This is a genomic window from Actinomadura sp. K4S16 (assembly GCF_008327685.1).
GTDB lineage: Bacteria > Actinomycetota > Actinomycetes > Streptosporangiales > Streptosporangiaceae > Spirillospora.
In genome coordinates this window covers 882,229-895,747 of record NZ_BDDE01000011.1, presented here as the reverse complement: position 1 = coordinate 895,747, position 13,519 = coordinate 882,229, and the positions used below count along the sequence as shown (strand labels likewise).

The following is a 13,519-nucleotide window of genomic DNA, read 5'->3' as shown; positions in this document are numbered from 1 at the left end:
ATCAACTCGGAGCGGCTTCGCGTTGGCGGGCGCGGTAGGCGGCCACGTGCATGCGGTTGCCGCAGGTGCGGCTGTCGCAGTAGCGGCGGCAGCGGTTGCGGGACAGGTCGACCAGGACGCGCGAGCAGTCGGGCGCCTCGCAGGTGCGGAGCCGGTCGAGCTCGCCGGCCGCCACCACGTAGGCCAGCGCCATGCCGCAGTCGGCGGCCAGGTGCTCGCCGAGGGGCGCGCCAGGCGCGAAGAAGTGCACGTGCCAGTCGTAGCCGTCGTGGTCGGTCAGATGCGGGGTGGTGCGGACCTCGCCGACGATCTCGTTGATCCGCTGCACGGCGGACGGGACGTCCCCGGCGCGGAACACCGAGTGGAAGCGGGTGCGCAGCTCCAGCACGCGGTCGAGGTCGGCCGCGGTGAGCTCGCCCACGTCGCTGAACGCGTTGCGGTCCACGAACTCGCGCAGGCCGGGCAGCCCGCCGAGCTCCTCCGCGCCGGAGGCCGCCGCGCTCGTGTTGATGAGGTCGACGACGACGGCGAGCGCGTGCTCGGTGTCATGAGTGAAGATCACGATGACTCCAGTCTCGGGGGACCCGGGCGGTCGGGTGCCCGGCGGCCTCGCCGGGGCCGGAACGCGGCCCGTGGCCCCCACCATATGACGGAGACCGCGCACGTCGACGCCCACCCCGCCAGGACGCGCTGGCGTCCACGGGGCCCGTATCCAGGCGGAACGTTCCAACCGGGGCGGGCCCGCCGCGACTACCCGGCGGCGTTCCGGCAAGGAGCATGGCCGTGGAGGAGGACCGGCTGTTCATCGTCTTCTTGGCCGTCGCCGTCGTCGTGCTGCTCGCCCGCGGACTGGCCGGCCGGCTGCGCGTGCCGGACGCGATCGTGCTCGTCCTGCTCGGCATGGCGGCCGGGTTCGTGCCGGCCCTGCCCGCGGTCGTCGTCCCGCCGGAGGTGGTGCTGCTCGGGTTCCTGCCGCCGCTGCTCTACCACGCGGCGTTCTTCACCCCCCCCGCGCGAGGCCCGCGCCGACGCCGTGCCCATCGTCACCCTGGCGTTCGGCCTGACCACCGTCACGACGGTCGCGGTGGCCGCGACGCTGCACGCCCTGCTGCCGGACGTCGGCTGGGCCGCCGCGCTGGCGTTCGGCGCGGCCGTGTCGCCCACCGACCCGGTGGCGGCGACGGCGGTGATGCAGCGGCTCGGGGCGCCGCCCCGGATGGTCACGATCCTGGAGGGCGAGAGCCTGATCAACGACGGCGCCGCGCTCGGTCCTGCTGCGCCGCCTCGGGCTGGTCGAGCCGGAGCGGCGGCGGGCCGAGTCGATGCTCGCCCGCAAGGCGGGCCTCCAGACGGCCCTGGCCCGGCTGGACGAGCTCGTCCAGGAGCTCGACTTCGAGGACCCCCTGGCCGCGGACAGGCCGCCCTCCTGACCCGGCTCCCGCCGGTGTCAGCGCTCGTAGTGCGGGTCGGCGACGACCGGGTAGTAGGCGTCGGTGTGCTGGATGCGCATCGTGACCGCCGAGCCCTCCAGCGTGTAGTCGGCCTTCACCTGGCGGAACATCGAGTCGCTCGCCCACGGGTTGTAGAGCCGGCCCACCGTGGCGCCGTACCGCAGATGCACGACGTCGTAGCCGCCGGACGGCATCGACTCCAGCGCGAGCCCGTCGGCCAGGGAGACGGCGAACCGGAACTCCGTGGGCGCGTCGGGGCCGTGGATCACCGTGAGCAGCCGCACGCCGCCCGCCGTCGTCTGCGCGACGATGTCGGTGTCGACGTCCACGCCGACGAACACCCGCAGGCTCGGGCGCAGCACCTGGGCGACCGTGTCGGCCGCCGCGACGTCGATGCCGAGGTGGATGCGCTGCCCGTCCCTGGTCGGGACCCACACCCCGTCACGGGCGCGCTGCCCCCAGGCGACGTCGGGATTCTCCATCTCCTGGGGCTCGTTCTTGCCCCGCGCGACCAGAATCCTGGAAGCGGCGCTCATCGCCGCGGCAGCCCCGTCCCGTGCATGCCTCATGGCGGGCCCCCTCGCCTTCTTCCATCACCGCGTGACTTCGCGCTCGTCCTGGGTTTACCACGGGCGGAGCTGACAGGACTCCTGATGGCCTGTTGCTGGTCGATTCGCGACGTTCGCCCCGTGCGTCGTTGGACCTTACACCACGCTTATACGCGCCGGTCGGGCCGGACGCACATCCTTTGACCGGCTGGTTCCGGCCCCGTGACGGTGCGCTCCCGGAGGCTCACGCAGGGGGTCCGCGGACCGTCCCGTCACCGGGCGGCCCGCGGACCCCAGTCACCCCTCAGGCGAGAGCCGGCGCCCCCGCCGGGACGCCAGCGGAGAGGTCGTCGAGCACCTCGCTGAGCCGGTCCAGAGCGCTCGCGATCCACGGCAGGGAGGCCGGGGAGGGCGAGGCCAGGGCGGCCAGGCGCTGCTCGTCGTCCTCTCCGTAGAGAAGGCTCGGCGCGACCCGCATGCGCAGCGCCGTCGGGGCGTCCCCGAAGGAGCTCCCCGGCAGGACGCCCACTCCGTAGCGCTCCAGGAGGAGGTGGGTGAGCTCGGCGCCCGTGCGGATGCCGTGGTCGGCCTCCAGCGCGTCGCGCATCGGGCCGAAGTCGGGGTAGACGTAGAAGGCCGCTTCCGGACGCGTGACCCGCGCTCCGGCCGCGGCGAACCGGTCGGCCACCGCGCCGGTGACCGCGGCGTGCAGGCGCCTGCTGCGGTCGACGTGCTCGACCAGCTCGGGAGGCTCGGCGAACGCGAACGCGGCGGCGTGCTGCATGGGGGCCGGGGCGCTGGACCAGATCTCGCTGGCCACCCCGAGCAGGCTGTCGCGCAGCGCCCGGCCGAACGGCCCGTCCGGCAGCCGCGCCACCCCGATCCGCCAGCCGCCGGCCGCCAGGCTCTTGCTCAGCGCCGTCGTCACGACGGTCCGCTCGGGCGCGTACCGCGCCGGGCTCGGCACCGCCGCACCCGGCGCGTGCACGAGGTCGCGGTAGATCTCGTCGGAGATGACGACCAGGTCCTGCTCGCGGGCGACCGCGCACAGCCGCCGGACGGTGGCCTCGGACGCGAGGGTCCCCGTCGGGTTGTCCGGCAGCGTCACCACGACGGCGCGCACGTCGCGGCCCCGGGCGCGGGCCCGCACCACCGCGTCGGCCAGCAGGGCGGGGCTCGGGACGCCGCCCTCGCCCGGCGGGGTCGCGACGCGGATCGGGTCCAGGCCCGCCAGCGACGCCTGCGCCGCGTAGCTCACCCAGCTCGGCGCGGCCACGACGACGTCGCCGCCCAGCGCGGTGAGCAGGGCGAACAGCAGCGGCTTGCTGCCGGGGCCCGCGACGACCGCGCCCGGGTCGGTGGGCAGCCCGCGCCGGGCCCAGTACCCGGCCGCGGCGGCGCGCAGCGCGGCGGTCCCGGCGACCGGCCCGTAGCCGCCCCGGCCGGCGGCCGCGCCGAGCTCGCGGGTCAGGGCGGGATGTATCGGGATCCCGGCCTCCCCGAAACCGAGGGGGAGCACGCGTTCGCCCCGTCTGCGCTTGCGGGCTATGGCCTCGTTGACCGCGAGCGTCGCCGAGAGAGGGACCGGGCGCGGCTCGAACGACAGCGGCCGGACGGCTGCGGACTGGTTATGGGCAGGCATGAAGGCTCCAAAAGGGCATGGCTGTTCCACGGTGGGTGACCGTGGAATCCCCGTCTGTGCGACCCGGCCGGGTTCGACTAACTCTTGCCCGCATTTAGCATCATTACAAGCGAGTCTCACCGATGGTGACCGTAAGATGGGCTGATGCTCGAACTGCGCCGCTTGCGGTTGCTCGCCGAATTCGCCCGCCGCGGCAGCATCGCGGCCACCGCCGCGGCCCTCGGGTACACGCCCTCGGCGGTGTCCCAGCAGCTGGCCGCCCTCGAGCGGGAGGCCCGCGTGCCGCTGCTGGACCGCACGGCCCGCAGCGCGGAGCTGACCGACGCCGGGCGCCGCCTCGCCGAGCGCGCCGAGGAGATCCTCGCCCTCGTGGAGACGACCGAGGCCGAGCTGTCCGCCCAGGCCGGCGCCCCCACGGGACGGGTCGTGGTCACCGCGTTCCCGACCGCGGCCGTCGCGTTCGCCCCCGCGCTGGCGCACAGCCTCGGCGACCATCCCGGCCTCACGTTCGTGCTGCGGCAGACCGCGCCCGGCGCCGGGATCCGCCAGGTGCAGAACGGGGAGGTCGACATCGCCCTCATCGACGACTGGACGGGCAAGGTCCCCGACCAGTCGCCCGCCGCGCTGGAGTTCTTCCACCTGCGCCGCGACCCCCTCGTCCTGGTCGTCCCGGACACCCACCCCATGTCCCGGCCGGACCGGCCGGTCGACCTGCAGCAGCTGCGGGAGGAGCCGTGGATGGCGGCGCCGCCGGGGGAGCCGTCGCGGCAGGCCGTCGAGCGGCTCCTCGACACCGTCGGCGGCGCCCGCCCCGTACCGTGGGAGTTCGAAGGCCTCCACACGATCCTGAGCCTGGTGGCCCGCGGTATCGGCATCACCGCGGTGCCGGCGCTGGCGCTCGCGGCCGGCGACCAGGGCGTGGCGGTCCGGCGCATCCCCGAGTGCACGCTGGCCCGCGAGGTCTACGCCGTGACCCGCACCGCCAGCGTGCGCAGGCCCTCGGTGGCGGTCACGCTGCGGGCGATCTACGCGGCCGCGAGGAACGTGCAGCCGACCGCGCCCGAGTCCTGAAAAGCCTTTGGCGATACCCGGAAGAAATCCCTCGTGACGTCTCCGGAAACTCGGAAATAAGCCGGGTGGGACCTGTTCCGACGTGGCCGGATCCGGCCGTGATTCGCACCACAGGGGTCCCGGAGCCGAACTAAGGAGGAAGGGAAGCAAGGTACGAATCCGTTGAAACAGGACGGACGTGCCCGGATCTTCACGTACGGTGGGGCGAATCGTGAGCACATCCGAGTCCATGTACACCGACCGGGGAGCACAACGCTCGATGGAAGGACCGGCGACCATGACCGCGGAACCGCCAGGGCTGGTGCGGGCGCCCAAGCCGCAGGACGGCCAGGGGCACGCGGGCGGCCACCACATCTTCGAACTGCCGCGGGTGACCGCGCTGCTGATGCACGCGCTCCCGCGCTTCATCGAGGGCGTCATCGCCCCTGTCGCGGTCTTCTACGCCGCGCTCATGCTCCTCGGCCTCAACGGCGCGCTCATCGCCGCCGTCGCCTGGGTGTACGGAGGGATCGTCTACCGGTACGTGCGCGGGCACCCGGTGTCGGGGATGCTGATGCTCGCCGCGGTCGGCGTGACCGTGCGCGCGGGCCTGGCCGCCGCCACGCACAGCGCGGTCATCTACTTCCTCCAGCCGACCCTCGGCACGCTCGCGGTCAGCATGGCCTTCCTCGCCTCGGTGCCGCTCCGGCGGCCGCTCGCGATGAAACTCGCCAAGGACATGGCGCCGATCCCCGACGCCTTCTACAAGCACGAGCGGGTCCACCGGTTCTTCCTGCGCATCTCGCTGCTGTGGTCGGGCGTGCTGCTCACGAACGCGGCCGTCAGCCTCTGGATGCTCTTCAACGAGTCGATCGGCATGTACCTGTGGATCCGCACCGGCATCGTCGCGGGACTGGGCGCGATCGGCATCGCAGTCTCCGTCTGGGGCTTCAAGCGGCTGGTGCGCCGCCTCAACGGCGAGCCCCCGCCGGCGCCCCTCGCGATCGCCCCCGCGGTCGGCGCCTGACCGGTCCCCGCTCCCGGCTTGACCGGTCCTAGGCCCCCGCACCCCCGCTTGACCCTCCTTCGACCCCCGCCGAACCCATCTGGCCAGCGAAACTTCGCTGATGTCCGAACCTGTGCCTGATTCAGGGCGTCTCCATCCTTAGATAGATTTCACCTGCACGGGGTGAACACATGGGGTTGGGGGAGCCAGTGGTGGCAAAGGGTCGGTTTGGGCCTGTGGTCGCGGTCGGGACGGGAGCGGTGGCGCTGCTCGTGACCGGCTGCTCGATCGGCGGCGAGGGCAAGCTCGCCTCGGGCGGGTCGGACTCGACCGTGACGATCACGCCGGCGAACGGCACCGCCCAGGTCAAGCCGGACGGGACGATCGAGGTCAAGGCCTCCGGCGCGAAGCTGCGGAACGTCACCGTCCAGGGCGGGGGCGCCGCCATATCCGGCGGCTACGGGGACGGCCGCAAGACGTGGCGGTCCACCCGCACCCTGACGCCCGGGACCTCCTACACCGTCACGGCGCAGGCCGGCGAGGGCGGCAAGGCCCGCACGGCCACCAGCACGTTCACGACGCTGAAGCCCGCCGAGACCCTGTCGATCGCGGACGTCACCCCGAACCTCAGCGGGGAGAAGGTCGGCGTCGGCATGCCGATCTTCGTGCGGTTCGACCGGCCGGTCACCGACAAGGCCGCCGTGGAGCGGACACTGCACGTCACGGCGGAGAAGCCCGTGGAGGGCGCGTGGCGGTGGGTCGGGTCCGACCAGGTCATCTACCGGACGAAGACGTACTGGCAGCCGCACCAGACGGTCCGCTTCCGCGCCGACCTGGCGGGGGTGAACGCGGGCGGCGGCGTCTACGGGGCGAAGGACGCCAAGGCGACCATCAGCATCGGCGCCGCGCAGATCACGACCGGCGACATCGGCGACCACCACATGACGGTGACGCGGGACGGCAAGAAGCTGCGCACCATCCCGTTCAGCGCGGGCAACGGCGAGACCCGGGAGTTCACCACCACCAGCGGCGTCCACCTGCTGATGGAGAAGGGCAACCCGGTCACGATGACGTCCCCCGGGCGTCAGGAGGGCGACCCCGGCTACTACAAGACGGTCGTCAACTACGCGGTCCGCTTCTCCAACAGCGGCGAGTACGTGCATGCGGCGCCCTGGTCGGTCGGCTCGCAGGGCTCGGCGAACGTCAGCCACGGCTGCCTGAACGTCAGCCCGGCCAACGCGAAGTGGTTCTACGACACCATGCAGCGCGGCGACGTCATCGACCTGACCGGAACCGACCGCGAGGTCGAGTGGGACAACGGCTGGAGCGTCTGGCAGCTGTCGTTCGACAAGTGGCGGCAGGGCAGCGCCCTCCGCTGAGACGGCCGCCGCGGCCAGGAGGGGCTGGCGGCCCCGCCTCCGTTGCAACGCTTTGATCTCGGGGGCCTGCAAAAACCCTGAGACATGGCATGATCGCCGAATTTTGTCGCTAATGTCGCTGTGGTACACGGCGGGGTTCTGGAGGTCAGCGGTGCAGCGGAGGTTTTCCGCAGGGGTTCGGGCGGGTGCGGGAATGGCTGGGGCCGTGCTCCTCCTCACGACGGCCTGCAGCGGCGGCGGAGAGAAGGACTCCGGCGTCACCGTCGGAGAGAAGGGCGACGCGAGCGTCCCCCAGGTGACGATCAGCCCGGGCAACGGCAACACCAAGGCCAAGCCGGAGGACGGAGTCGTCGTCACCGCCGCGGGCGGGACGCTGGAGCAGGTCACGGTCACGCTCAAGGGCAAGCCGGTCGACGGCGCGATGGCCGCCGACAAGACCAGCTGGAAGTCGCGGACGCTGCGTCCGGGCGCCAAGTACCAGGTCGTGGCGGTGGCCAAGAGCCCCAAGGGCAAGACGGCCACCGTCAACGCCGCGTTCGCCACGCAGAAGGCGGCGAACGAGCTCAGCATCGTCGACGTCACCCCGAGCAAGAACGAGAAGGTCGGCATCGGCATGCCGATCCAGGTCGTCTTCAACCGGCCGGTCGCCGACAAGAAGGCCGTCGAGAAGGCCCTGGAGGTCAAGTCGACGACGCCCGCCACCGGCGCCTGGTACTGGATGAACGACACCACGGTGATCTTCCGGACGAAGAACGGCACCTGGTGGGCGCCCAACCAGAAGGTGGTGCTGACCGCCAAGCTGGCCGGCGTGAGGTCGGGCAAGAAGACCTACGGCGTGTCGGACTTCGCCCGCCCGTTCCGCATCGGCGACTCGCACCTCGTCACCGTCAGCACCAAGACGCACAAGCTCGTGGTCAAGAAGAACGGCAAGAAGATCCGCAGCTGGGGGATCAGCGCCGGCCGCGGCGGCCGGGTCGTCAACGGCGTCGACACCTACCTCACCACCAGCGGCATCCACCTGACCATGGGCAAGGAGAATCCGGCGATCATGACGTCGGAGTGGATGGGCGTCGACCCGAAGGACAAGAAGAACGGCGGCTACAAGGAGGTCATCCCGCACGCGGTGCGGATCTCCAACAGCGGCGAGTACATCCACTCGATGGCCGCCACCACGTGGGCCCAGGGCCGCCAGAACGTCAGCCACGGCTGCGTCAACTCCCCGCCCGCCGACGCCCGCTGGTACTACCAGTGGTCCTACCGCGGCGACCCGGTGATCATCACCGGCAGCAAGCGGAGGCTGGAGCCGCTCAACGGCTGGAGCTACTACCAGATGTCCTGGGACCGGTGGGTGAAGGGCAGCGCCCTCAACCGAACCGTGACCACCGGATGACCATGACCGTGCCCCGCCCCGGGAACGGGCCGGGCACGGTCATCGGAGATCGGGGGCACGGTGGAGGAGTCGGCCCGCCCGCTGCGGCTGCGGCGCCGCGTCCGGCGCAGGGCGCAGCGCGGTCTGCGCCGCGCGGCGCTCTGGACGCTGCGGCCCCTGCTGAGGCGGCGGCGCGTCCCGCCGCCCGGTGACCGGCTCCGCGTGCGCGTCCTGCTGCAGAACGCGCACGGCACGGGCGGGACGATCCGCACGGTGCTGAACCTGTGCGGCCACCTGGCACGCGACCACGACGTCGAGATCGTCAGCGTGCTCAAGCGGAGCAGGAGGCCGTTCTTCCCCGTCCCCGCCGGTGCGACGCTCACCTACGCCGACGACGGCTTCGCGCCCAAGGGGCGGGCGGCCCGCGTCCTGGCCAGGCTCCCGAGCCTGCTGACACCGGCGGACGAGGCGTCGTTCCGCCACATGAGCCTCTGGACGGACGTGTGCCTGCTGCGGTGCGCGCTGCCGCCGGCGGCGCCGCCCGACGTGCTCATCGGGACCAGGCCGTCCCTCAACCTGCTGGCGGCCGAGCTGGCGCCGGCCGGGACCGCGACGATCGGCCAGGACCACATGCACCTCGGGGCCTACCAGCCCGCCCTCCGGCGCCAGATCCTGCGCTCCTACCGGCGGCTGACCGTCGTCTCCACGCTCACCGAGGCGGCGTGCGCCGAGTACGAGGCCGCGCTCGCGGGGTCCGGTGCGCGCGTCGTGTGCATCCCCAATGCCGCGCCCGCCCTGCCGGACCGGCCGTCCCGGCGGGCCGGCAAGGTCGTCCTGGCCGCCGGGCGGCTCGTCCACACCAAGGGCTTCGACCTGCTCATCCGCGCGTACGCGCCGATCGCCGCCGACCATCCGGACTGGACCCTGCGCGTCTTCGGAGGCGGGCCGCGGCGCGACCGGCTCCAGGCGCTGATCGACGAGCTCGGCCTCGGCGGCAGGGTCGAGCTGCACCCCCGGACCCGCCACCTGTACGCCGAGATGGAGCGGGCGTCGGTCTACGCGCTGTCGTCGCGCCGCGAGGGCATGCCCATGGTCGTCATCGAGGCCATGGGCATGGGCCTGGCGGTCGTGGCGTTCGACTGCCCGGTCGGCCCCGCCGAGATGATCGGCCACGGGCGCGACGGGCTGCTCGTCCCCGCCGGGGACGTGGACGCCATGACCGGGGCGCTCCGCCGGGTGATCGCGGACCGCGGACTGCGGGACCGGCTGGGCGAGGCGGCCCTGCGCTCGGTGCGGTCCCACCACCTGGACCGCATCGGTCCCCGCTGGTCGCTCCTGATCTCCGAGCTCGTGCCGGCCGCCCCGGCGCCGGAGCGGCCCCGGCGGCCCGGAGGTCAGACGCCCCTGAGCAGTCCGCGGACGTAGGCGGCCTGGCCCGCGTGCTGGAGGTCGTCGGAGACCACGCTGACCAGCCGCACCGCCAGCGTGACCGGCGGGTCCCACGCCCGGTCGACGATCCGGGGCAGGTCGGCGTCGGTCAGCCCGGCCACGTACTGGACGGTGCTGTCGTGCACGGCGTCGTGGTATCCCGTCAGCAGGTCCGCCGAGTCCACCCGGACGGCGGCCACCTCGTCCGGGCCGTGGCCGTACCCGGTGTCGGACGCGTCGAACGGCAGCCCGAACCGGTCGGCCCAGCCGTCCCGCGTCCAGACCTGGGCGGTGCCGGCGACCCCGGCGACATGGTCGTCCTGGATGCGGGTGAGATGCCAGACGAGCCACGCGATCGAGTTGGCGCCCTCGGCGGGGCGCTCGGCGAGCCGCGGACCGCCGAGGCCCTCGACCGCCCCGTGGACGGCCTCCTGGATCCGGTCGAACGCGTCGGTGAGCAGTTCAGCACTGGTCATTGGTCCGACGCTACCTTGATCGGGCCGGGGATTCAGGTCCGCGGGCCCCGCCGTCCGGACGCGTCGCCGGCTCGGGTGCCCTGGCCGGCGTTCGCGCAGTTGGCGGGGGGCCGAATGGGTAGACGACCGGCATGAGCACTCGCGCGCCCGACCGGCGGCCGCCCGACCGCGGATTCGGGCCCGAACTCCGCGACGCGGTGACGCTGCGCGGCGTCGCCCTGGTCACCGGCGTCCTGCTGCTGCAGTTCGGGTTCATCCTGTCCTACATCGGCGCGTTCCATTCGCCGACGCCGCACCGCATCCCCGTCGCGGTGGTCGCGCCGCCCGCGGTGGCGGGACAGGTCGCCGAGCAGGTGAACGCGCTGAAGGGCAGGCCGCTGAAGGCCCGCACGGCGGCCGGGGCGGAGCAGGCCCGCCAGGAGATCCTGCGCCGCGAGGTCGACGCCGCGATCATCGTGGAGCCGCGGGGAGGCACCGACACGCTGCTCGTCGCGTCCGCCGCCGGACCGGCGCTGGCCGGCACGGCCACCGACGTCGCGAACCGGTTCGAGACCGTCCGGCACCGGCAGGTGAGGGTCGTCGACATCCGGCCGCCCGACCCCGAGGACGGCCGCGGCCTGTCGTCGTTCTACCTGGTCATCGGCTGGGTCGTGGGCGGGTACCTGGCGGCGGCGATCCTCGGCTTCGCGGGCGGCGCCCGGCCGGCGAACGGGCGCCGCACCGTCATCCGGCTGGGGGCGCTCGCCCTGTACGCGGCCGTGTCGGGGCTCGGCGGCGCGGTCATCGCCGGTCCCGTCCTCGGTGCGCTGCCCGGCCACTTCTTCCAGGTGTGGGGCATCGGGGCGCTCGTGGTCTTCGCCGCGGCGGCCTCCACCGCCGCGTTGCAGACGCTGTTCGGGCTGCTCGGGATAGGCCTGGCGATCCTGCTGTTCGTCGTGCTCGGCAACCCCAGCGCGGGCGGCGCCTACCCGGTCGCGCTGCTGCCGCCGTTCTGGCGCGCCATCGGCGGCTGGCTGCCGACGGGCGCGGCGACGACGGCCGTCCGCAACACCGTCTACTTCGCCGGCAACGCCACGGCGTACCCGCTGTGGGTACTGGCCGGGTGGGCGCTCGGCGGGACGGCCGTCGCCCTGGCCGTGTCCGCGCTGCGGCCGGCGGCGGCCCACACCCAGGGGACCGCCTCAGCCCGGAGCGGATGAGGCGATCCCTCCGGCGGGGGCCGCGAGCGGCGGGCCGTCCACCCGGCCGGGCAGGCGGACGGTCACGACGAGGCCGCCTTCCGGGCGCGGCGCCGCGGTCACCGTGCCGCCGTGGGCCGTCGCGGTGGCCCGGACGATCGACAGCCCGAGCCCCGAGCCCCGGTCGGAGCGCACCCGGTCGTTGCCGAGCCGCCGGAACGGCTCGAAGATCGTCTCGACCTCGTAGGCGGGCACGACGGGACCGGTGTTGGCGACGGTGAGCTCCGCCCAGCCGTCCCGGCCCCGCGTGGCGACGTGCAGTTCGCCGCCGTCGCGGTTGTGCCGGATCGCGTTCTCCACCAGGTTCTGCACGAGCCGCTCCACCAGCACCGGGTCGCCCGACGTGGAGGCCGGGCCGAGCAGGCGGTCGGCGGTCACCCCGCGGGCCCGCGCCTCGGGGGCGGCCTGCCGCAGGACGTGCCCGGCGACGTCCGCGAGGTCGAGCGGCCCGGCGTCGACCACGACGTTCTCCGTCCCGGCGAGGGTGAGCAGCCCGTCGATGAGCCGCTCGTGCCTGCCGTTGACGACCAGCAGCGACTCGCCGAGCCGCTTGACGTCGTCGGTGGCGTCCGGGCGGCGCACCGCCACGTCGATCAGCGTCCGGTTGATGGCGAGGGGGGTGCGCAGCTCGTGCGAGGCGTTCGCGACGAACCGGCGCTGCCCGTCGAAGGCCCGCGCCAGCCGGCCGAGCATGGTGTCGAAGGTGTCGGCCAGCTCCTTGACGTCGTCGCGCGGCCCCTCGTAGGCGATCCGCTCGGTGAGGTCGTGGCTGCGCGCCACCCGCCGCGCGGTCTCGGTGATCGCATGCACGGGCCGCAGCGCCCGGTCGGCGAGCAGCCAGCCGAAGCCGAGTCCGGCCGCGCCCACCAGCCCGAGCGCGATCCCGCCCTGGGTGAGCAGCGCGTTGAGCGTCTCGCGCTGGTAGTCCTCGCGCCCCTTGATCAGCGCGCCCTGCACCTTCTGCACGGTGAGCTGCGAGGCCTCCCCGGGCGGCGGTGCCGCGGCCGCCACTCCGGGGACCACCTCCTTGGGCGCCGCGCTGAAAACGCGGTCCGCCGCGGGTTCGCCTTGCCTCTGCAGGTTGTTCTGCACGAGGAGGTAGGTCAGCCCGAGCAGCACGATGCCCGCGCCGAGGAAGAGGCCCGTGTAGAGGATCGTCAGCCGCAGTCGGATCGTCGGCCGCAGCCGGTCCGTGAACCCTGCGGCACGCGTGGCTCTCATGGAATCCGGTACCCCACTCCCGGGACGGTCTCGATGACCGGGGGATCGCCGAGCTTGCGGCGCAGCTTCATCAGCGTCACCCGGACGGTGTTGGTGAAGGGGTCGGTGTGCTCGTCCCAGACCTTCTCCAGCAGGCGCTCGGCGGACACGATCGTCCCGTCCGCGCGCAGCAGCTCGGCCAGCAGCCCGAACTCCTTGCGCGCCAGGTGCACGTACCGGCCGTCGCGGTACACCTCCTGGCGGGACGGGTCGAGCCGGATCCCGGCGCGCTCCAGCGCCGGCGGCGCCGCCGGGCGGGCCCGCCGGCCGAGCGCCAGGATCCGCGCCACCAGCTCCTCGAACGCGAACGGCTTGGTGAGGTAGTCGTCGGCGCCGAGGCGCAGCCCGTCGACGCGGGCCGGGACGGTGACGGCGGCGGTGAGCATCAGCACCCGGACGAGGGCGCCGGACTCCACCACCGCGCGGCACACGTCGTCGCCGTGCACGACCGGCAGGTCCCGGTCCAGGACGAGCACGTCGTATTCGTGCACGCCGAGCCGTTCGAGCGCGGCGTCCCCGTCGTAGACCACGTCCACGGCGAGGGCCTCCGCCCGGAGCCCCTCGGCGATCGAGTCGGCGAGCATCCGCTCGTCCTCGGCGACCAAAACCCGCACGTCTGCCGTCCCCTGCCGTCGACCGGCGCGCCCTCCGGCGCGTCCTGCCGCCCAAGTC

Annotated in this window: 12 protein-coding genes and 1 pseudogene; 7 read left to right on the top strand and 6 right to left on the bottom strand. The window is 73.4% G+C overall.

From position 1 onward, the window contains the following. Position 1: 1 nt before the first annotated feature. Entirely contained in the window at positions 2 to 562 is a 561-nt protein-coding gene (locus K4S16_RS11275; protein ID WP_149258770.1) for a CGNR zinc finger domain-containing protein, read from the bottom strand. Here K4S16_RS11275 and K4S16_RS11270 point away from each other — a divergent pair. Beyond that, a pseudogene (locus tag K4S16_RS11270) lies at positions 548 to 1,204 on the top strand (cation:proton antiporter); the annotation flags it as partial. The gene K4S16_RS11275 and the pseudogene K4S16_RS11270 sit on opposite strands and share 15 nt — an antisense overlap. 243 nt (positions 1,205 to 1,447) lie before the next feature. On the opposite strand, the gene K4S16_RS11265 reads toward K4S16_RS11270, so the two are convergent. Together K4S16_RS11265 and K4S16_RS11260 are read right to left on the bottom strand one after the other, a co-directional pair. Continuing rightward, on the bottom strand, positions 1,448 to 2,020 hold the full coding sequence (locus K4S16_RS11265; protein WP_149258769.1) for a hypothetical protein: 573 nt from the start codon (positions 2,018 to 2,020) through the stop codon (positions 1,448 to 1,450). 283 nt (positions 2,021 to 2,303) lie between these two features. Beyond that, positions 2,304 to 3,641 (bottom strand): pyridoxal phosphate-dependent aminotransferase, encoded by a 1,338-nt coding sequence (locus tag K4S16_RS11260; RefSeq protein ID WP_149258768.1) that lies wholly within the window; start codon positions 3,639 to 3,641, stop codon positions 2,304 to 2,306. Between the two features lie 144 nt (positions 3,642 to 3,785). Between K4S16_RS11260 and K4S16_RS11255 the strand changes: the two genes are divergently transcribed. The 5 genes from K4S16_RS11255 to K4S16_RS11235 all read left to right on the top strand — a co-directional run bounded on the left by K4S16_RS11255 (position 3,786) and on the right by K4S16_RS11235 (position 9,870). After that, complete coding sequence (locus K4S16_RS11255; RefSeq protein ID WP_149258767.1) at positions 3,786 to 4,712, top strand: LysR family transcriptional regulator; 927 nt, start codon at positions 3,786 to 3,788, stop codon at positions 4,710 to 4,712. Positions 4,713 to 4,923: 211 nt separating this feature from the next. Further along, entirely contained in the window at positions 4,924 to 5,718 is a 795-nt protein-coding gene (locus K4S16_RS11250; RefSeq protein WP_235036714.1) for a VC0807 family protein, read from the top strand. A gap of 191 nt (positions 5,719 to 5,909) precedes the next feature. Continuing rightward, positions 5,910 to 7,076, top strand: coding sequence for an Ig-like domain-containing protein (locus K4S16_RS11245; RefSeq protein WP_235036713.1), 1,167 nt, complete (start codon positions 5,910 to 5,912; stop codon positions 7,074 to 7,076). A gap of 193 nt (positions 7,077 to 7,269) precedes the next feature. Continuing rightward, entirely contained in the window at positions 7,270 to 8,466 is a 1,197-nt protein-coding gene (locus tag K4S16_RS11240) for an Ig-like domain-containing protein (RefSeq protein WP_149258764.1), read from the top strand. A 60-nt stretch (positions 8,467 to 8,526) separates the two neighbouring features. Next, entirely contained in the window at positions 8,527 to 9,870 is a 1,344-nt protein-coding gene (locus tag K4S16_RS11235) for a glycosyltransferase family 4 protein (RefSeq protein WP_235036712.1), read from the top strand. Here the strand turns inward: K4S16_RS11235 and K4S16_RS11230 are convergent. Beyond that, entirely contained in the window at positions 9,840 to 10,349 is a 510-nt protein-coding gene (locus K4S16_RS11230) for a DUF664 domain-containing protein (RefSeq protein ID WP_149258762.1), read from the bottom strand. The genes K4S16_RS11235 and K4S16_RS11230 overlap by 31 nt on opposite strands. A 131-nt stretch (positions 10,350 to 10,480) precedes the next feature. Between K4S16_RS11230 and K4S16_RS11225 the strand changes: the two genes are divergently transcribed. Beyond that, entirely contained in the window at positions 10,481 to 11,548 is a 1,068-nt protein-coding gene (locus K4S16_RS11225; protein ID WP_149258761.1) for a DUF3533 domain-containing protein, read from the top strand. On the opposite strand, the gene K4S16_RS11220 is transcribed toward K4S16_RS11225, so the two are convergent. After that, the gene (locus tag K4S16_RS11220) at positions 11,531 to 12,808 is read right to left on the bottom strand and encodes a HAMP domain-containing sensor histidine kinase (RefSeq protein ID WP_149258760.1); all 1,278 of its coding nucleotides are present in this window, start codon (positions 12,806 to 12,808) and stop codon (positions 11,531 to 11,533) included. The two genes, K4S16_RS11225 and K4S16_RS11220, sit on opposite strands and share 18 nt — an antisense overlap. Further along, on the bottom strand, positions 12,805 to 13,461 hold the full coding sequence (locus tag K4S16_RS11215; protein WP_200841801.1) for a response regulator transcription factor: 657 nt from the start codon (positions 13,459 to 13,461) through the stop codon (positions 12,805 to 12,807). Before K4S16_RS11215 ends, K4S16_RS11220 begins: the two co-directional genes overlap by 4 nt. Positions 13,462 to 13,519: the final 58 nt, after the last annotated feature.